The sequence below is a fragment of the Iodobacter sp. BJB302 genome (genome assembly GCF_002735645.1).
GTDB lineage: Bacteria > Pseudomonadota > Gammaproteobacteria > Burkholderiales > Chitinibacteraceae > Iodobacter.
Genome location: NZ_PDZG01000007.1, coordinates 82,285 through 100,325, shown reverse-complemented (window position 1 = coordinate 100,325; position 18,041 = coordinate 82,285). Strand labels below are relative to the sequence as shown.

17 protein-coding genes and 1 tRNA gene are annotated in these 18,041 nt (G+C 48.8%); 4 read left to right on the top strand and 14 right to left on the bottom strand.

The features are described from left to right. Window positions 1-395: 395 nt before the first annotated feature. The 5 genes from metW to CSQ88_RS04000 form a co-directional block, all read right to left on the bottom strand. Entirely contained in the window at window positions 396-992 is a 597-nt protein-coding gene (gene metW, locus CSQ88_RS04020) for a methionine biosynthesis protein MetW (RefSeq protein WP_099396816.1), read from the bottom strand. Beyond that, the gene (locus tag CSQ88_RS04015) at window positions 989-2,128 is read right to left on the bottom strand and encodes a homoserine O-acetyltransferase (protein WP_099396815.1); all 1,140 of its coding nucleotides are present in this window, start codon (window positions 2,126-2,128) and stop codon (window positions 989-991) included. The genes metW and CSQ88_RS04015 overlap by 4 nt, the downstream gene beginning before the upstream one ends. Before the next feature lie 176 nt (window positions 2,129-2,304). After that, window positions 2,305-3,120 carry a glycosyltransferase family 2 protein gene (locus CSQ88_RS04010; RefSeq protein ID WP_099396814.1) on the bottom strand — a complete coding sequence of 272 codons (816 nt, stop codon included), beginning with the start codon at window positions 3,118-3,120 and terminating at the stop codon, window positions 2,305-2,307. Beyond that, window positions 3,117-4,316, bottom strand: coding sequence for an O-antigen ligase (locus CSQ88_RS04005; protein WP_099396813.1), 1,200 nt, complete (start codon window positions 4,314-4,316; stop codon window positions 3,117-3,119). The genes CSQ88_RS04010 and CSQ88_RS04005 overlap by 4 nt, the downstream gene beginning before the upstream one ends. Next, the gene (locus CSQ88_RS04000; protein ID WP_099396812.1) at window positions 4,313-5,179 is read right to left on the bottom strand and encodes a glycosyltransferase; all 867 of its coding nucleotides are present in this window, start codon (window positions 5,177-5,179) and stop codon (window positions 4,313-4,315) included. The genes CSQ88_RS04005 and CSQ88_RS04000 overlap by 4 nt, the downstream gene beginning before the upstream one ends. 217 nt (window positions 5,180-5,396) lie before the next feature. Here CSQ88_RS04000 and CSQ88_RS03995 point away from each other — a divergent pair, with 217 nt between their 5' ends. Further along, window positions 5,397-6,149 (top strand): glycosyltransferase family 2 protein, encoded by a 753-nt coding sequence (locus tag CSQ88_RS03995; protein WP_099396811.1) that lies wholly within the window; start codon window positions 5,397-5,399, stop codon window positions 6,147-6,149. Between the two features lie 139 nt (window positions 6,150-6,288). On the opposite strand, the gene CSQ88_RS03990 is transcribed toward CSQ88_RS03995, so the two are convergent. The 9 genes from CSQ88_RS03990 to CSQ88_RS03950 all read right to left on the bottom strand — a co-directional run bounded on the left by CSQ88_RS03990 (window position 6,289) and on the right by CSQ88_RS03950 (window position 13,937). Beyond that, a complete protein-coding gene (locus CSQ88_RS03990; RefSeq protein ID WP_099396810.1) occupies window positions 6,289-7,314 on the bottom strand; it encodes a GTP-binding protein in 1,026 nt (341 codons plus the stop codon). Window positions 7,315-7,511: 197 nt separating this feature from the next. Beyond that, window positions 7,512-8,132 (bottom strand): aminoacyl-tRNA hydrolase, encoded by a 621-nt coding sequence (gene pth / locus CSQ88_RS03985; RefSeq protein ID WP_099396809.1) that lies wholly within the window; start codon window positions 8,130-8,132, stop codon window positions 7,512-7,514. A 132-nt stretch (window positions 8,133-8,264) separates the two neighbouring features. Next, entirely contained in the window at window positions 8,265-8,903 is a 639-nt protein-coding gene (locus CSQ88_RS03980; RefSeq protein WP_099396808.1) for a hypothetical protein, read from the bottom strand. Between the two features lie 100 nt (window positions 8,904-9,003). Next, window positions 9,004-9,585 carry a 50S ribosomal protein L25/general stress protein Ctc gene (locus tag CSQ88_RS03975; RefSeq protein WP_099396807.1) on the bottom strand — a complete coding sequence of 194 codons (582 nt, stop codon included), beginning with the start codon at window positions 9,583-9,585 and terminating at the stop codon, window positions 9,004-9,006. Between the two features lie 106 nt (window positions 9,586-9,691). Beyond that, on the bottom strand, window positions 9,692-10,642 hold the full coding sequence (locus CSQ88_RS03970) for a ribose-phosphate pyrophosphokinase (RefSeq protein WP_099396806.1): 951 nt from the start codon (window positions 10,640-10,642) through the stop codon (window positions 9,692-9,694). Between the two features lie 62 nt (window positions 10,643-10,704). Then, window positions 10,705-10,781: transfer RNA gene (locus CSQ88_RS03965), tRNA-Gln, on the bottom strand. Window positions 10,782-10,792: 11 nt separating this feature from the next. Further along, the gene (ispE, locus tag CSQ88_RS03960) at window positions 10,793-11,644 is read right to left on the bottom strand and encodes a 4-(cytidine 5'-diphospho)-2-C-methyl-D-erythritol kinase (protein ID WP_099396805.1); all 852 of its coding nucleotides are present in this window, start codon (window positions 11,642-11,644) and stop codon (window positions 10,793-10,795) included. After that, window positions 11,644-12,171 carry a lipoprotein insertase outer membrane protein LolB gene (gene lolB / locus CSQ88_RS03955; RefSeq protein WP_099396804.1) on the bottom strand — a complete coding sequence of 176 codons (528 nt, stop codon included), beginning with the start codon at window positions 12,169-12,171 and terminating at the stop codon, window positions 11,644-11,646. Before lolB ends, ispE begins: the two co-directional genes overlap by 1 nt. Continuing rightward, a complete protein-coding gene (locus tag CSQ88_RS03950; protein WP_099396803.1) occupies window positions 12,171-13,937 on the bottom strand; it encodes a tetratricopeptide repeat protein in 1,767 nt (588 codons plus the stop codon). The genes lolB and CSQ88_RS03950 overlap by 1 nt, the downstream gene beginning before the upstream one ends. Before the next feature lie 244 nt (window positions 13,938-14,181). On the opposite strand from CSQ88_RS03950, the gene mutM reads away from it, so the two are divergent. The 3 genes from mutM (at window position 14,182) to CSQ88_RS03935 (ending at window position 17,986) form a co-directional block, all read left to right on the top strand. Beyond that, entirely contained in the window at window positions 14,182-14,997 is an 816-nt protein-coding gene (gene mutM, locus CSQ88_RS03945; RefSeq protein WP_099396802.1) for a bifunctional DNA-formamidopyrimidine glycosylase/DNA-(apurinic or apyrimidinic site) lyase, read from the top strand. 68 nt (window positions 14,998-15,065) lie between these two features. Next, a complete protein-coding gene (locus tag CSQ88_RS03940; protein WP_099396801.1) occupies window positions 15,066-17,072 on the top strand; it encodes a dynamin family protein in 2,007 nt (668 codons plus the stop codon). Between the two features lie 170 nt (window positions 17,073-17,242). Then, window positions 17,243-17,986 (top strand): copper homeostasis protein CutC, encoded by a 744-nt coding sequence (locus tag CSQ88_RS03935; protein WP_099396800.1) that lies wholly within the window; start codon window positions 17,243-17,245, stop codon window positions 17,984-17,986. Window positions 17,987-18,041 lie beyond the last annotated feature (55 nt).

The following is an 18,041-nucleotide window of genomic DNA, read 5'->3' as shown; positions in this document are numbered from 1 at the left end:
AGCAAGCATTTTGCTTAAAATGGCATCTTTACGAGCCTTGGGAATACGCGACATGATAAGTAACCAGCCCCCTGAGTAAGTTAGAATCCCTGAAAAGGGAGTATCTCAACTATCCTGACACAGGGGGCGCTGCGGACAATCGAGTCGGCGGCGGGCGGGATTGGCTCGCTGCCTCGCTCCCAAGCGATCCCCCGCCCCGCTTGTTCCTCACTCCGGCGTGTTTCAAGGGGAGATTTAAGCCCCGTGCCACTAACTGCGATACAAATTCTAATTAGACAAGTTTTGAAATACTTAAAACCTACGAAACAACTTAATTAGAGTCATGTTTTTCTCCGTGAAACTCCGTGCTCTCTGTGTCCTCCGTGTTTCAAGATTTAGGTTTTTTTAAATTACTATTAAACTTTATTAAACCGCACCAAAGCCAGGCTACCTAACAGATTAGGCAGGAACTCTACTTTTTCACCCTGATTTAATACCAATTGATGATCGATTTTTAAACCTAATTTATTCAATAACTTAGCAAAATCATTCACGGTACAAAAATGAATATTGGGGGTGTTATACCATTCAAATGGAATCGTTTCCGACACCGGCATTCTGCCCATAAGGATTTGCCAGCGGTTTTCCCAGAAGCCAAAGTTAGGAAAGGTGACGATACCGGTTTTACCCACTCTGACCATTTCCTGCAAAATACCTTCAATATTGTGCATAGCCTGAATCGTGAGGGAAAGCACCACATAATCAAAGGAATGGTCTTCAAAAGTGGATAAACCACTTTCCATATCGCTTTGAATCACATTTACGCCATTGGCCACGCAAGCCACTACGCCATTAACATCAATTTCCACGCCATAGCCACTGACTTCTTTTTTGGCCGCCAGCCAGGCCAGCAATTCACCGTCACCACAACCTAAATCCAATACTCTGGATTGAGGGGGAATCCAGTCGGCAATATATTGCAAATCAGGACGTAAAGAACTTAGTTGGCTCATTGGGCAATCTCCTTCGCAATCCGCTGCATATAGTTGCGCATAATGGCGTGATAAGGAGCGTCTTCCATTAAGAATGCATCATGGCCGTGTTCTGATTCAATTTCTGCATAAGAAACCTGGCGCTTAGCTGCGAGTAATGCTTTTACAATTTCTTTAGAACGGGCAGAAGAAAAGCGCCAGTCAGTAGTAAATGAAACCACCAGGAATTTCGCTTGGGCCTCACTTAAAGCCGCCACTAAATCATTATTGTAATGACGGGCCGGATCAAAATAATCCAGCGCCTTGGTCATTAGTAAATAAGTATTGGCATCGAAGACTTCGGCAAATTTATCACCCTGATAGCGCAGATAGGATTCGATTTCGAATTCCACTTCAAAGCCGTATTTATATTCGCCCGAACGCAACAGGCGGCCAAATTTCTCGCCCATACCATCGTCGCTTAAATAGGTGATATGCCCCAGCATACGCGCCAAGCGCAGGCCACGGCGTGGCAGGGTATTGTGCTGATAATAATCGCCGCCATGGAAATCCGGATCGGTCAGAATCGCCTGGCGGGCCACATCATTAAAGGCAATATTTTGTGCAGTTAATTTAGGTGCAGAGGCAATAACGAGGCAATGGCGAATTCGCTCTGGATGAGTAATCGACCAACGCAGCGCCTGCATCCCGCCTAAGCTGCCGCCAATAACCGCCGCAAATTGGGCAATGCCTAATCGATCGGCTAATCGTTTTTGCGTTTCTACCCAATCCCTCACTAATACCAGCGGGAAAGTCGAACCATAGGGCTGGCCCGTAGCAGGATTAATTGAAGAAGGGCCGGTTGAGCCATGGCAGCCACCCAGATTATTTAAACCAATTACAAAGAATTTATCTGTATCAATTGGCTTGCCCGGCCCGATCATGCTATCCCACCAGCCCGGATTTTTATCATCAACGGTATAGCGGCCCGCTACATGGTGATTACCAGAAAGGGCATGGCAAACCAAAATAGCATTAGAAGCATCGGCATTTAACTTGCCATAGGTTTCATAAACCAACTCGTAATACGGCAGGATAGTGCCGGAAGATAAAGTAATTGGCTCGTCAAAAACCGCTTTTTGAGCGGTGACTAAACCAACGCTGCGAGGTAGCTGCATTGTTTTTCCCAAGTCTTAAAAAGCTCAAACTACAACCCAAACCATAAACCTTCGACACGGAGTACACGGAGAAAAACAAAAACGAGAGTAAGAAAATATAAATCTAACTAAAGGTTTTCTCTGTGAAACTCCGTGTTCTCTGTGTTCTCCGTGGTTTAAGATTTGGGTTTTAAGCCCTATTTATTCAATTGTGCTAATTGCGCCCGCTCTGCTTCCGACCATTTATCTTCCAGACCAATCAGCTGATCTCTATCCGCAAAAGGCGGATAGCCTGCCTTCATTGTCAGGCGGATATAGTGGTGGATAAATACATCCAGGCAAACATGCATCGCGCGCATATCGCCCACTTCCTGTTCACGCTTTTTAGTGCGTAAATATAAATCGAAATCGGCGGCCTGAATGCGCTCATCCCACTCGCCAATTTTAGCCAAAGCACTGCGGGCAATCATTACCGTATTACCCACAAAGCCTTCTTTAATCTGATGCTTAAACCGTGTTTGCCGATCCAGGCAAAAACCTTCCCAATTACGATACATCAGCTTATGCATCCAGCTGAGCGTGCTGCGATTAAAACCAAATAAACCGAGGATGTTTTTAATTTTTTGCCAGCGGTGCTTTAGCTTTTTAGTCGCTTGGGCATTTTCAATTTGCTCAATTCCGCAAACCGTCGCCACCTCTAAGCCATTCGCTGTCATCGATTCAATCAGCTTCAGGTCCCATTGGGGGGATACGATAATGTCATTATTTAGAAACGCAAGCCAGTCATATTTTGCAATGGCAATACCCTGATTCTGGCTGTGTGGATAAGCATAATTCGCGTGATTGCGAATCACCGTTACGCCCACCGAATCAAAAAACTCCGCACTGCCATCAGATGAGCCATTATCAATAATAATCAGCTCGAAAGGGTGATGGGTATAACGCTGCAGGTTTTCCCAAAATAGTTGATTCACCGCTAATTGATTATGAATGGCCGTAATAATGCTGATCATAAAGAAACCTTACGCTGAAAACTGGAACCCGCCAACAAGGCACAAGCCAATAAAACATAGGCCAGGCCCGTAATATTATCGGTGAAAAAGGAATTGGCTAAGGTTGATACGCCATAAGAGCAAACTAAAACCAAGCCCAGCCAGCGTTCAGCCGAAATGCTACTCCAGGCCTGTTTTGCTGTAGCGAGTAAAACTAAAACCAAAGACAACATCCCCACCACACCCAGCTCTACACCCAGCCATAAATAATCATTATGCGGATTAGCAAATGAGCGGCGCACTTCTGAATCGCCGGCATTTTTTAAATAATTCTGCTTATAGCTGCCGGTACCGTGCCCTAAAACCGGTGCTTCTTTAATTAAGTCTTTAGCCACTTTATGAAAAAATAATCGTAAACCAACCGAGGTATCAATATCGCCTTTATCGTAGCTTTGTACATCACTTTGCACCGTGCTCATTCCTGTGCGCAATGAGCTGGAGCCTAAATAAAGCAAAGGGCCCATTACCGCAGCAGCAATCAGCGCAATAAAAAAACCACGCCTGCCCTGCCATAGCACTACTAATAAACCTAAAAGTAAAAGCAGCAATACTTGCGCCGTGCGCCCTTTCACCATAAAAAATACATCAAAAATACACAGGGCAATCGTGATTGCTGCTGGCCAGCGCCATGCTGAAGGCAAACGCCCCGCCATCCAATAAGCGGCAATACCGCAGGCAAGAAAACTCACAAAGGTACTGTGATAGGTATGGGTTCTAAACACAGAATAATCGCCGATTGCGCCCTGAATAATGGGCGTGCCACTGAGGCCACTGCCAATTGAAAGCACAAGGGTAATCGCAGCCCCTAAGCCAAATCCGGCTAATAAGTACTGGCGGACAGGCGCTAAAGTACATACAGCAAAAAATAAAGGCGCTAATAAATAAGCCCGCATTTTAAGCAGCATGCCGAGTGCATCATTGATTGATGCATCGGTCCAGAATACGCCCAAGACAAACAGCGAATACATCAAAAGACAAGCCTGAATTAAAGGCTGGCGTAATGCATTGCCAATATTCTGGCGGATTTCGGGCGTAAAAATCGCGAATAAAACCAATACCCCCGCGCTGATATTTTGCATGGCGGTGGAAACGGGAATAGCAAACCCTGCAAGGAAGGCAAACCAAAGCAGAGGCTGCCGGGCGATATTTAAATTCATGCCACCACCAGTCTATAATGTTTTTTAGTTAAATCGCGGCCCAGTAGTTTTTCTACTTTCATTTGCCAGCGATGACGTTTTTCGCGCTTAGATAAACGATATTGTGGATCGGCCGTGAATACTAATTCGGCATAATCTTGAAACCATGGCTGAACAATCGCCGGGTGCTTGCCTTTAAAGGGCTGCAAAATGCTGGCATCAATCTGGCTGTAATCATGCGCCTTTGGGGTGTGATTCCAATAGCGGGATACCTGGCGAATTTTTTCATTCATTTTTTCGCTGGACCGCACATGGCCGTAATGATAAATCGGGCAGCCCACCAAAGCAGCATTCGGATAGCGGCCCCGCTTATTCTGATGCATCACTACCCAAAACAAGCCATCCGGTGCCCAGCTGCGAATCGTATTACGAATAATCCTTGGTGCGCGGCGATACCATGCGGGGCTTTTTGCTACTAAATCCGGGCAACCATAGAAATGGTGATAATCAAATACCAGCGCTTCAACTTCAGGATTGGCTAAATGCTTTTCCATTGCGGCACGAATCAGTGGCGCATCTTCTTCATGAATGACTTCATCGCCTTCCAGATAAAATGCCCAATCACCGCTGCAATTAAACTGAGCAATCATTTTTTGCTGAGCATAGACATAGCCACGGTCTTTCATATCTTCATTCCAGGTGGTTTCAATCACCCGAATTCGCGCATCGCCAATGGCGCGCACGCGCTCCAGAGTATCGTCATCGCTTTTACCCACCGCCACGACCACTTCATCGCAAACGCTAAGTAAGCTTTTTAAACTTTCAATATAGGGATAGCCCAGCAGAGTGCCATTGCGCAGGAAGGTAAAGCCACTAACTTTCATAGGGGATCCATAAAATGTGAGGATCTATTAAACACAATGAGATAAGTAATTACGCAAAAGTTTTCCAGCAGAAGTACCTTTGACGCCTGTATGTGAAATACGGCAAGCACAGCGGGGAAGTTTTGCCTAAGTACTAAATTGTTAATAGAGCCTTGCGGGCAACAAGCCAATCGGGAGATTATAGCAGCCTCAATACAGCCTTATACGCCTGCAAATCATGTTAAAAATAAGTGGTCTGATTATTACGTTTAATGAAGCGCACAATATCGTTGAATGCCTGCGCTCCATGAAACAGGTTTGCGATGATATTGTGGTAGTTGATTCTTGCAGTAGTGATAACACCGTGGAATTAGCGAGACAAGAAGGTGCAACGGTGATTTCGCAGCCCTTCCTGGGCGATGGCCCGCAGCGCAGCGCAGGTTTGCCGCACTGCCGCCACGATTGGGTACTGAATTTAGACGCCGATGAGCGTTTAGAAGACGATTTGGTGGCTTATTTAAAAAATACTGATTTAAGCCAGCAAAATGTCAGCGCCATTGAAACGCGCCGCCGCAATTATATCGGCAATCAAACCACCCGCTTTGCCGGGCAATACCCGGATTATGTGCGGCGCATTTTTAATAAAACGCAGGTGGATTTTTCGCCTGTCGCTGCGCACACTAAAATTCAAAGCAATTCTTTAAAACAAATACCCGCGCATATTACCCATTATTCTTATAAAGATTATCCTGATATCTTTAAGCGAGCCTGCCTCTACGGCACATGGCAGGCGCAAACTATCGCAAAAACCAATAAAAAAATTGGCCCATTCACACCAGGCTTTCATTGCCTGTTTTCGTTTTTAAAACATTATGTGATTAAGCTGGGCTTTCTGGCCGGGCACGATGGATTAGCGATATCGTTAGGCAAAGCCATCGCCTCCTACATCAAATACGCCCATGCAATTGAATTACGCCGAAATAAAAACTAAAAACCAAAATCTTGAAGCACGGAGTTTAGGAGGACACAGAGGATCACGGAGAAAAAAACAGAAGGTATTTCTCCGTGACCCTCCGTGCTCTCTGTGTCCTCTGTGGTTCAAGATTTGGGTTTGAGTTTGGGTTTGGACTTCACATCATCGCAGCCAAGATGGCTGCCTCTATCGCCGACCAATCAGGCGCTGTTTCGCTGCTAACAATCACTTCAAAACGAGAATCGCGTCGATAAGCCGTGGAGGTGGCGCCGGGCATGCCATCTACCCAATCGAATCGATACCAGTCCCGCTCGGTATGAAACACGCCTTTCGCGCGGGATAAACCTGCTAATCCTAAGCTTTGCGGGCTGGATAGCGCATCAAATAAATCGGCCAGCTTGCCGCTAAAAAAGAGAGTTTCCGGGGAAAAAATCCAACCGCAGCTGTGCGAGCCTAAAGCAGAATGGGATTTTTTAATCGGCCAGACTAGCTCTTTTTCCACCGCAGCCACCGGTTTCACACGCTTGCGCAGATTATGGCTATGAGTGTTAGGCGTGCTGACAGCTGGCCAGCGCTCCGGATGCAGATCTAAATCCAGCAAAGCAGGATCGAATACGCCTTGCACCGCCTCTACAATGGCGAGCTTAGGCGGGAACATGGCTTGCGCCATTTTCCACGCTGCACCCATTTGCTCCACATCGGCCAGATCAGCCTTGCTCAGCACAATCACATCGGCCAATTGCAGCTGATCGCGCCATGTTTCATGGCTGGTATAGCGGCTGTCTTGTAAATGTCGTGCATCCAAAAGGGTGAGCACCGCCCGCACATCCAGCGCAGCGGCCAAAAAAGGATCCCGCAGCAAATCGATAATCCCAGCCGGATGGCCCAAGCCGGACGGCTCGATCAGCAGGCGATCCGGGCGCTTACCTTTGAGTAATTTTGTCAGCGTCACGCGCAGCATGGGGCTGGTGGTGCAGCAAATGCAGCCGCCAGGTACTTCAGCAACCTGCAAACCATCTGCCGCCACCGACAGGCTTGCGCCATCGATACCCACTTCGCCAAACTCATTCACCACCACTGCCCAGTATTCATTCTGCGGCTTGCTGGCGAGCAGCTTCATCATGGCGGTAGTCTTGCCCACCCCTAAAAAACCACTGATTAAATTGACCGGAGTGCGATTCATAGATTGTCATTAGTCCTAAAACAGAAAATCTCAAAGTTCTTTAGACACAAAACCCAAATCTTGAACCATGGAGGAAAAGGAGAACACGGAGGGCCACGGAGAAAAGCATTACAAGGTTTTCTCCGTGTAACTCTGTGTCATCCGCGCTCTCCGTGGTTCAAGAATTGGGTTTTATGTACAAGAAGAATTGCGGTGTTCTAGCTTATTGTGCCCGTATCAGGCTTAGGTTTATTTGGCCTTTGCACACCCGCATGCAATTGCTGCATCGCCCCGCCCATATCGCCCGCCAGCATTTTAGGCAGTACATGATGAGCTTTGATAAACACATCCATAATGCCTTCGAATTCTTCTTTGCGCGGTGGCTTGAGTACAAAATTAGCCACTTCGGCCTTATTGCCAGGATGGCCGATGCCTACGCGTAAGCGCCAGAAATCAGGCGTGCCCAGATGGGCCTGAATATCTTTCAAGCCGTTATGGCCGCCATTGCCGCCCCCCTGTTTGAGCTTGATCTGCCCTGCGGGAATATCCAGCTCGTCGTGCACCACCAGGATTTCTGCGGGCAAAATTTTATAAAACTGTGCTAAGGCCACCACAGATAAGCCGCTGCGGTTCATAAAAGTTTGCGGCTCCAGCAGCCATACATCACTGCCATGCAGGCGGGCTTTGGCAGCCAGGCCGTGGAATTTATTATCGTGGCGTAAAGAGGCATTGGCATCTTTAGCTAATTCATCCACCCACCAAAAGCCCGCATTATGACGGGTTTGCGCGTAGTCGCTGCCGGGATTACCCAGCCCTACGATCAGTTTAATTTGCGGCATAGTCTTTCTTAAAAACGGGCGAAAAGGGCTATATGATACCCTGGGGCCTGCCGACCTTTGATTTACAATTTGCACAGAACAATAAAACAATCAGCCACAGTGCTGTCTGTAATGCTTTAGCCAGCCGGGCTGTTATGCGCCCATTTTTCTGAGCGAGGCCATAGTTGCAGCATTGGGCTCATGACGGATAAGGCGCAAGCTGCCATCAGGGGCCAGATAAATTTTCCCCCATGCAATACGATCTGATTCTATTTCGATACTCCAGCCACCAGACCATGCCCAGCCTGCACTGGCAGGAATCAATTTAAACCGCCCAATCCAGCGGCCAGGAGTTGCCGCTGTCACGTCCCCTTCTGCGGGCACATCCAGACTAACCTGCCAGACAATTGTGCCTGTGTGATTCCTTAATACTAATTGCTGGGTATTTTCAGATGAATACTGGCTCAGCGTATAAAACGGCCAAGTCCCAGGCAAGCCCAGCTCCGCCTGGGCAATAAGCATACCCTGCGGTGCTTTATGGTCTACAGATACCTGCACATCCGTAAAATAAGGCGCGTAATCTAGGCCATCCTGGCGGACATGAAACGGCGAAATACCCAGCCTGGGAGCCAGCCAATAAATCAACAGACAAATTGTCAGCAATAGGGCTGCACCGTTCACTTTTGCCTTATGCCGCGGCGGTATCACTGGTAAATTAGCCAGCCAGGCTAGGGGGCTCCAGACAAAGGACTGAAGGTGATTCTGACTGGAATATAACTCTTCATCTCTCATTGCTTTCTCCATTTGTTACCAACAAAAAAGAATAGCAGATAGCAAGAAATGAAAGACGAAAAAAAACCCGCCGCAGCGGGTTTTTTTTGAGCTTTAAAACTTAAACAGCTTTTGCGCCGTTCAGGTTTACGATACCCAAGTCTTTACCAGAAGCCAGCGATACCAGTTCGATACCATCTGCAAGCTTGATGTCTGACAAGTGAACAGATGTCTTCAGTGCAGACAATTCGCTCAGGTCAACAGTAACAAATTCTGGCAGCTTGGAAGCTACGCAACGAACCATTACTTCGTTCAGCACAGTGCTGATCGAACCGCCTTGCATTTTAACGCCCAGGCAAGTGTCACCGTTGATGAAGTGCAATGGCACTTTCAATTCAACAACAGTAGCGTCGCTTACGCGTTGCAAGTCAACGTGCAGAACCAATTGCTTGAATGGGTGGTATTGAACAGCACGAACCAGAACTTGCTCGGAAGCAGCGCCTTCGATGTTCAGCTTGATCAGAGCAGTGTGGAACGCTTCTTTTTGCAAAGCGTAGTACATGCTGTTGTGGTCAAGAGTTACGGCTACAGGGGCTACATCGCCACCGTAAACGATTGCTGGCAAACGACCGTCACGACGCTGGCGGCGGCTCGCACCCGTACCTTGCGCGTCACGTGCTACTGCATTGATTTCAAAAGTCATGATAAAACTCCATAAGCACTTTGCTTACCCTCAGGGCAGGCTTAGTGCATTTAAATAAGTGCTGTCCGCGACCAGACAGCACAGCAAGCGGACCGAAGTCCAAAATTTAATCTACAAACAAGGACGAAACGGATTCGTCGTTGTTAATACGGCGCATCGTTTCAGCCAAGAGACCGGCAATCGATACCACACGTACACGACCACTGTCTTGTGCAGCCTGGCTGACCGGGATAGTGTCAGTCACAACCACTTCATCCAGGTCAGATTGCATAATGCGTTCTACTGCAGCACCCGAGAATACAGCGTGCGTTGCGTAAGCCAATACGCGTTTCGCACCGTGTTGTTTCAGGGCTTGTGCGGCTTTGCACAGGGTGTTGGCGGTATCGATCATGTCATCGATAATCACACAGGTACGGTCTTTAACATCACCGATAATATGCATGACTTCGGCAACGCCAGCCTTAGGGCGGCGTTTATCAATAATCGCCATATCCACACCCAATTGCTTAGCCATGGCGCGGGCACGTAATACGCCGCCTACGTCCGGGCTTACAACCATTAGGTTTTCATAGCGTTTTTCACGGATATCCGACAGCAATACAGGTGTCGAGTAGATGTTATCTACGGGGATATCAAAAAAGCCCTGGATTTGATCTGCGTGTACATCCACAGTCAAAACACGGTCTACCCCGGCCACGGTTAGCATATTTGCAACCACTTTGGCAGAAATAGGCACCCGTGCAGAGCGTGGACGACGATCCTGACGGGAATACCCAAGGTAGGGAATCGCTGCAGTAATGCGGCCAGCCGATGCGCGTTTCAGCGAATCAACCATTAGCATGACTTCCATCAAATTGTCGTTGGTAGGTACACAGGTGGACTGAAGAACAAATACATCGCGACCGCGAACGTTCTCCAGGAGCTCAACGGTCACTTCGCCGTCAGAGAATCGACCAACCGTTGCACGGCCGATCGAGATGTCCAGGTGGTTAACTACACTGTCAGCAAGCTTGGGGTTAGCATTGCCGGTAAACACCATGAGGCTATCGTAAGCCATTTCCGTATTCCAGAATGACGAAAAGCGTGTAATTTAAAATTACACGCTTCTCTGAGAATGATTGGCAGGGGAAGAAGGATTCGAACCTTCGCATGTCGGAATCAAAATCCGATGCCTTAACCAACTTGGCGACTCCCCTAATGAAACTGCCTAAAACTCGGCAAATTCATGTAATGGATGCTTACTTAATGACCTAGCAACATATCCGGTCATATTTTTAGGCAGGTCGTATATTACACGGTTTGCTTCGTTGGGTGAAGAAAAACTTGCAAAAACACAACTACCTGAACCAGTCATCCTTGCATTAGCATACTGGCTAAGCCACGTAATGTTTTCGCGTATTTCAGGATGATTCTTACAGGCCACGTATTCCAGATCATTTTGGGTGGTGGCGCTGCTGAGGTGCGGAACTTTAATCGGCGGCGTATTTCTTGTCAAGTCAGGATCAGAAAAAATTTGTGGTGTCGACACATGGACTTGCGGGTGTAGAACCACAAAATCAACGTCGGGCGTAGCCACTGGCGTCATGATTTCGCCGATTCCTTCTACGAATGCTGATTCACCAAAAATAAAAAACGGCACATCCGCACCAAGGCTTAAACCCAGCTCCATCAGCCTGCTGCGCGGCAAATTTAATTGCCATAAGCGATTAAGTGCCAGCATGACGGTAGCAGCATCTGAGCTGCCTCCGCCTACACCGCCCCCCATAGGCAAGCGCTTTTCCACGCGGATATCCACGCCTTTGTTGCAGCCGGTTTCTTTTTGCAGCAAGCGCGCAGCGCGCACAGTTAAATCACTTTCTGCAGGCACACCAGGCAAGGGATTCAGATGCTGGATTTCTCCGCCTTCATTGATGCGCAGGCTAATGGTATCGGCCAGATCAATCAGCTGAAAAACAGATTGCAGCAGATGGTAGCCATCGCTCCGGCGCCCCACAATATGTAAAAAAAGGTTGAGCTTGGCGGGAGCAGGAAAATCCTGCCAATCGTGTGAGTTACTCATTAAGGATTCCATTGCCATTCTGTAATCACAACTTTAATTTCTAAATCACTGCGGCTCAGCGTTAATTTGTGCGGCAAACTGGGCTGTCCGCGATAATCTGTGCTTTCAATACGCCAGCCTGATTGTAAGAGCAAACGGCCATTTTCAATCTCACTCTGGCTTGTTACTGCAAGCTCTGGATCAGCCTCACCACGCAACCACCAGCGCAAACCTGACACAGGCAAGGGCCAACCTAAAGTTTCAGCAATTAACTCATCAGCAGAGAAAGCTTTAGTTTCCCGCTGATTTGCATCACGCAAGCTGGCACTGCCAGGGCTGAACCGCAGCTCTGCCGCCGTTTGCCCAAGTGGCCCGGATAGCGAAAGCTCGCTTTGCTCACCCAGCTGATGCCAGTCAAATTGCGCATAATGCCTTTCATTTGCAACTTTTAAAGCCACCCTGCCACTAGCCGAATAACCTGCACGCGGGGCCTGGGGCACAGAGCTGCAGGCGCTTAATAAAAGCAGCAAAACCAGCCATAAACGCATCAGCGGATACCCAGGCGGGAAATCACCTCAAGCAGCGTTTCATTTTTTGCATCCACTAAAAGCGCCTCATCCACGATTTTTTTTGCTTCGGCTTTATCACCGAGCTGCCACAATACTTCTGCCAGATGAGCCGCCACATCCGGCTCGGTTAATTTTGCATAAGCCCGTTGCAGCAAATCTTTTGCCTCCTGCTTTTTGCCCTGCTTATAACGCAGCCAGCCCAAGCTATCCAGAATAACCGGGCTGTCTGGCTCAAGCGCAATGGCCTGCTCCAGCAGTTTTTCGGCTTCTGCCAGCTTACTGGTGCGTGTCAGCAGGGTATAACCCAAAGCATTCATTCCCTGAGCATTGGCGGGCAACAGCGCCACATACTTACGTAAATCGCTTTCAGCCAAGGCGTAATCACCTTGCATATCCGCCATTAAAGCCCGGTCGTAAATTAAATCTGCCGACTGCGGATAAGCAGCAATGCCCTTACTTAAAGTATCCACACCCTTTTTAAAATCTTTTGCCTCGCGCCACAGCTGCGCATCCATCTGGATGTGTTCAATCCGCGCCTGCTCAGTGTCTGCAGGCAAGGCCGCGATGGCTTTACGCGCCTCTTCCATTCTGCCTAAGCGGGCATAAACCCGGGGTAAGCGTTTTTTAGCAGAAGGTGCAAACTCGCCCCCTACCTGGCTATACCAGCTCAGTGCTTCATCAAAACGGTAGCGCTCTTCAGAAATCTGTCCAAGGTAATAACGCAAGTTATCCACATTGCGTGGGTTTTGTGTAATAGCCGCGCTTAAATTCCGGTAAGCCGTATCCAAATCGCGCTGCTGCAATGCAATTAAGCCAGTGCCAATTAAAGCGTCTAAATTTGTCGCCTGCAGATTCAGCACTTCCTGGTAAACCTGATTTGCCTCTGCTAAGCGCTGGGCAGCAACCAGCTCGCGTGCCAGCGAATTGCGCAGCACCAGCGACATCGGATTTTCTTTCACTGATTTTTGCAAAAACGCCACGCTGCTGGCAGGCGATTGATTCGATAAAAGCTGAGCTTTGTACTGAATCACCGCATCCCAATTGGGGCGGCTGGCCAGTGCGCGATCCAGCTCTGCAATTGCATCGTTAAAGCGCTCCTGGTTGGCCATCGCTACCGCACGGGCAAAATGCGCCTCTGGCAGCTGCGGATATTTTTGTGTCAGCTCATCCGTCAGCAGCCATGCGGCTTTTCTGTCGCTGGTTTTATCCCACAGCAAATGCATTTGCATAAAGAAAGCAGGGGCTTCCTCCGGTTTTGCAGCGAGTAAAGCCTCGATATGCGGGCGGGCTTCTTCTATCCGGTCAGCGCGAATTAATAAAGTCAGTAATATTTGCCGGGCCCCTACCGAATTAGGTGCGGCCGTAATCCATTGCTGAGCAGTTTCCTGAGCAAGCCCCAGCTGCCCTGCCCCTACCGCAACTTCTGTTGCCCGGCGCGCCACACGCGGGTCATGCGTGCGGTTAGCAAGGTCGTACCATGTTTGCGCAGAAAGTGCGGTGCGGCCACGCTGCAAAGAAATATCCGCGACTAAAAAGCGCAGCAATAAATCATTGGTTAAAGGTAAGCGCGATAAGGATTCCGGAGCAAAACTTTCATCCCTCACAGGCTCAGCATCACCTGCAGCTTCGGCGGGCTCGCTTGCGGCAGTGCCAGACGTTGATGCAACGGGCACAGAGGCGCAGCCGCCCAAGAATAAGCCGCTAATAAGTAAGCAAAGAGCATAGTGTCGGAAAGGGACGGGCATGGCACAATCCAGTAACGTCAGTAATCATTCCATATTAACTCGGATATTTCAGATAGTAATAGCTCGTCTTACGCTTACTTTATTTAAAACGCATAGCAAGCAATAAGCTAATGAATGCACCACACCATGCAGAAAAAGAACTAAATCCTTTTAAAACAGACAATTGCGTTGATTTTGTAAATTATTTCCGCGTCAGAACACCCCATAGCCCGATCAGGCTTCAGCCCGCTCACAGGAAGACAAAGTGCCAGAATTACCAGAAGTTGAAACCACACGAAGAGGAATCGCATCGCATATTGAGGGTGCAGAGATCAAAAGTGTGATTATTCGCCAGCCAAGGCTGCGCTGGCCCATTCCTGCCGATCTTGCACAAACGCTGGAAGGCCGGAAAATTCTTAGCCTGAGCCGCCGTGCCAAATACCTTCTTTTTAGCTTTGAGCACGGCACACTGATTATCCATTTAGGCATGTCAGGTAATTTACGCGTATTAACTGAAGCTTTTCCTGCAGAAAAGCACGATCATTTTGATTTGGTTTTAAGTAATGGAAAGCGGCTGCGCTACCGGGACCCGCGCCGTTTTGGCGCTTGCTTGTGGCAAGCCACAGAAAACGGACCACATCCGCTATTACAAAAGCTGGGGCCGGAGCCATTATCAGAGCAATTTAATACCGACCATCTTCTATCAGCCAACTCTAATCGGAAAATAGCGATTAAACTTGCGATTATGGATAATCATACAGTGGTAGGCGTAGGGAATATCTATGCCTCTGAATCATTATTCAGAGCAAAAATTAATCCAAACCGGGCGGCAAATAGCTTAAATCCTCAGGAATCAGCGCAATTAGTTGCAGCAATCAAAGCAACACTAGGGGATGCAATTATTGCGGGCGGAAGCACACTGCGTGATTATGTGGATAGCGATGGTAAAGCAGGTTATTTTCAGCTGAGTGCATTTGTATATGGCCGGGCAGGTATGCCGTGCCGCATTTGCAACTCTGAAATTAAACAAATACGCCAGGGGCAACGCAGTACATTTTATTGCCCACATTGCCAGCATTAATAATTTAATTAAAAAGAACGACTTACAAAGCCTGCATTTGTGCGGGCATCGCAAATAGAGAGATGGCAATGAGCACCGATTATCTGCATCAAAACGATTTGGCAGTAAATGACCCAAGTGGCAGCGATCGCTTAGTCGGGGATTTCCAGGCGTACAGCACTTGGCGTGCCGAACTCACGCAGGCGATCAGCCAGCTTGCACGCTGGTTAACCGAGCAGGATTTAGAAGACGCACAAAGTAATTTACGTATTTCCCAGCTGATCGAAAAACTGCGTGAAGACAAACTGAATATTGCGTTTGTGGCGGAGTTTTCCCGCGGGAAATCAGAGCTCATCAATGCGATTTTCTTTGCTCATTATGGCAAGCGCATCCTGCCCTCATCAGCAGGCCGCACTACCATGTGCCCTACCGAGCTGCTTTACGATGCATCACGTGAGCCATCAATTCAGCTGTTGCCCATTGAAACCCGCGCTCAGAATGTCACCACCAGCGAATACCGCCGCTATCCGGAAGAATGGAAAACCATTCCTCTGGATATCAATGATTCTGACGCCATGTTTGAGTCGTTTCGCCATGTAGGCCTCACACGCCGTGCCCCGGTGGCAGAGGCCGCCAGCTATGGGCTTTATAATGCAGAAGACCCGGATCAGCTGATTGCGGTGGACGCCCAGGGCACTATTGAGATTCCATGCTGGCGCCATGCAGTGATCAACTTCCCGCATCCGCTGCTTAAGCAAGGCCTGGTCATTTTAGACACGCCGGGCCTAAATGCGATTGGTACAGAGCCAGAGCTGACGCTTAATCTGCTGCCAAATGCACACGCTATTCTGTTTATTCTGGCGGCAGACACGGGTGTAACCCGCTCTGATATTGATATCTGGCGCTCCCACATTGCCAAAGGCGGCAATCGTGGCCGCTTGGCTGTGCTTAATAAAATTGACAGTATGTGGGACGAATTAAAAACCCCAGAGCAAATCGAAGCGGAAATCGAGCACCAGATCAACACAACGGCCGAGCTGCTGGGCGTGCCTGTTGGCCATGTTTATCCTATTTCGGCACAAAAAGCGCTGGTGGCAAAAGTAAATCAGGACGTCGATTTACTCGCCCGCTCGCGCCTCACTGCCCTGGAAGAAGCGTTGTCTAACGAGCTGCTTCCATCCAAGCAGGATATCGTGCGCGACAGCACCATTACCGAAGTGGAAGACATCGTTAAAAGCATGCGCTCCATCCTTAGCGTTCGCCGCAGCGGCGTGCTGGAGCAGCTGAACGAGCTATCCACCCTGCGCGGCAAAAATCAGGATGTGGTCGGGCAAATGATGGACAAAGTCCACGCCGACAAACGCAAATTTGAACAGGGCTTGGTGCGTTTTCAGGCCCTGCGCAGTATTTTTAGCCAGCAAACCAATCAATTATTATCCTTGCTGGGCATTGATGCGCTGAAAAGCAATATTGAAGCCGTACGCAATCAAATGGAACACAGTATGTTTTCCTTTGGCGAAGGCGGCCTGCGCGCCATCATGGATCAGTTTTTTAAAGACGTAAACGGCAACATCAGCCAGTCTGCCGTACAGGTAGCTGAAATCCAAGCCATGATGGCGGCAATGTATAAAAAGTTTAGTGAAGAACACGGCCTTGGCAATGTCACGCCTCCGCCCTTCTCTACTTTGAAATACCACAAAGAAATTTCACGGCTGGAAAAATCCTTCCGCGAGCATTTCAACACCATCAGCACCCTGCTGACCACCAGCAAGGGCAAGCTCTCGCACAAGTTTTTTGAAACCATTGCCAGCCGTGTGCTTTATGTATTTGAAGTAGCCAACCGCGATGTTGAAAACTGGCTGAAAGCGGTGATGGCTCCGATGGAAACACAGGTACGCGAGCATCAGCTGCAATTACGCCGCCGCCTGGAAAGCATCAAGCGCATCCATAAGGCCACCGACACACTGGAAGGCCGTATCGAAGAGCTGGAAGAAATGGACAGACAGCTCGGCACCCAGCTGGCCGATATGGACGGGCGTTTACGCAATATTTATACCGCGCTTAATGCAGATATTTTTGCGGCAAAAGCAGCGTAAATACGCATAAAGAGCGCCTTCAGGTGAAAAAGCCCTGCAGGCAGGACCCTACAACGTTTCCCGCCTTCGCGTTTTAGCCTTCACCCGAACCTTTCAAGCTTCATCGTGTCTTACAGGATCTGTCTATCAACGCCGCCCTTCACAGGCGGCGTTCTCTTTTGGAAGCTGATATGTCTGATATTTTGCTGGAAATCTGTGCCGGATCGGTCACCTCATGCCTCGCTGCCCAAGAAGGCGGCGCACATCGGGTTGAGTTTTGCGACAATCTGCTTGAAGGTGGCACCACACCATCTTACGGGCAAATCGCCGTTGCCAGAGAGCGGCTGTGGATTGGCCTGAATGTCATTATCCGCCCGCGCGGTGGCGATTTTTTATACACAGAACTGGAATACGAAGTGATGCAGCGCGATATTATCGCCTGTAAAAAGCTGGGTGTAGAAGGCGTAGTAATCGGCATACTCACGGCCAATGGCCATATTGATGTACCACGCTGCAAAGCCCTGGTTGAGCTGGCCAGCCCCATGCAAGTCACCTTCCACCGCGCTTTCGATGTGGCGCAAAACCCGCTCAAAGCGCTGGAAGACGTGATTGCCAGCGGCTGTAACCGCCTACTGAGCAGCGGCCAGGCCGCTACGGCCTCAGAGGGTGCGGCCATGCTCAAAACGCTGCAAACCGCCGCTGGTGATCGCTTAATCGTTATGCCCGGTGCAGGTGTACGCAGTAATAATATTGCTGAATTAGTCGCCGCTACCGGCTGCAAAGAATTCCACACCTCGGCCCGTCTGCCCTTTGCCAGCAAAATGCGCTATTGCAACCCGAATGTGCATATGGGCATCCCCGGCCAAGACGAATACGCCTTGATAGAAACGAATGTCGAGTTAGTAAAAGAAATCATCGCGAAAGCATCCATATAGATATAACGATTAGATCCTTCGCTTAACTGCATTACTTCGGTAAATTCCTAAGGAT

Coding starts and splice junctions, on each gene's coding strand:
- CSQ88_RS03940 (WP_099396801.1), top strand. CDS start 15,066: ATGAGCACCGATTATCTGCATCAAAACGATTTGGCAGTAAATGACCCA.
- CSQ88_RS03970 (WP_099396806.1), bottom strand. CDS start 10,642: ATGGCTTACGATAGCCTCATGGTGTTTACCGGCAATGCTAACCCCAAG.
- lolB (WP_099396804.1), bottom strand. CDS start 12,171: ATGCGTTTATGGCTGGTTTTGCTGCTTTTATTAAGCGCCTGCAGCTCT.
- CSQ88_RS03975 (WP_099396807.1), bottom strand. CDS start 9,585: ATGACTTTTGAAATCAATGCAGTAGCACGTGACGCGCAAGGTACGGGT.
- CSQ88_RS04000 (WP_099396812.1), bottom strand. CDS start 5,179: ATGAAAGTTAGTGGCTTTACCTTCCTGCGCAATGGCACTCTGCTGGGC.
- pth (WP_099396809.1), bottom strand. CDS start 8,132: ATGCCGCAAATTAAACTGATCGTAGGGCTGGGTAATCCCGGCAGCGAC.
- CSQ88_RS03995 (WP_099396811.1), top strand. CDS start 5,397: ATGTTAAAAATAAGTGGTCTGATTATTACGTTTAATGAAGCGCACAAT.
- CSQ88_RS04015 (WP_099396815.1), bottom strand. CDS start 2,128: ATGCAGCTACCTCGCAGCGTTGGTTTAGTCACCGCTCAAAAAGCGGTT.
- metW (WP_099396816.1), bottom strand. CDS start 992: ATGAGCCAACTAAGTTCTTTACGTCCTGATTTGCAATATATTGCCGAC.
- CSQ88_RS04010 (WP_099396814.1), bottom strand. CDS start 3,120: ATGATCAGCATTATTACGGCCATTCATAATCAATTAGCGGTGAATCAA.
- CSQ88_RS03980 (WP_099396808.1), bottom strand. CDS start 8,903: ATGAGAGATGAAGAGTTATATTCCAGTCAGAATCACCTTCAGTCCTTT.
- CSQ88_RS04005 (WP_099396813.1), bottom strand. CDS start 4,316: ATGAATTTAAATATCGCCCGGCAGCCTCTGCTTTGGTTTGCCTTCCTT.
- CSQ88_RS03990 (WP_099396810.1), bottom strand. CDS start 7,314: ATGAATCGCACTCCGGTCAATTTAATCAGTGGTTTTTTAGGGGTGGGC.
- CSQ88_RS03935 (WP_099396800.1), top strand. CDS start 17,243: ATGTCTGATATTTTGCTGGAAATCTGTGCCGGATCGGTCACCTCATGC.
- CSQ88_RS03950 (WP_099396803.1), bottom strand. CDS start 13,937: ATGCCCGTCCCTTTCCGACACTATGCTCTTTGCTTACTTATTAGCGGC.
- ispE (WP_099396805.1), bottom strand. CDS start 11,644: ATGAGTAACTCACACGATTGGCAGGATTTTCCTGCTCCCGCCAAGCTC.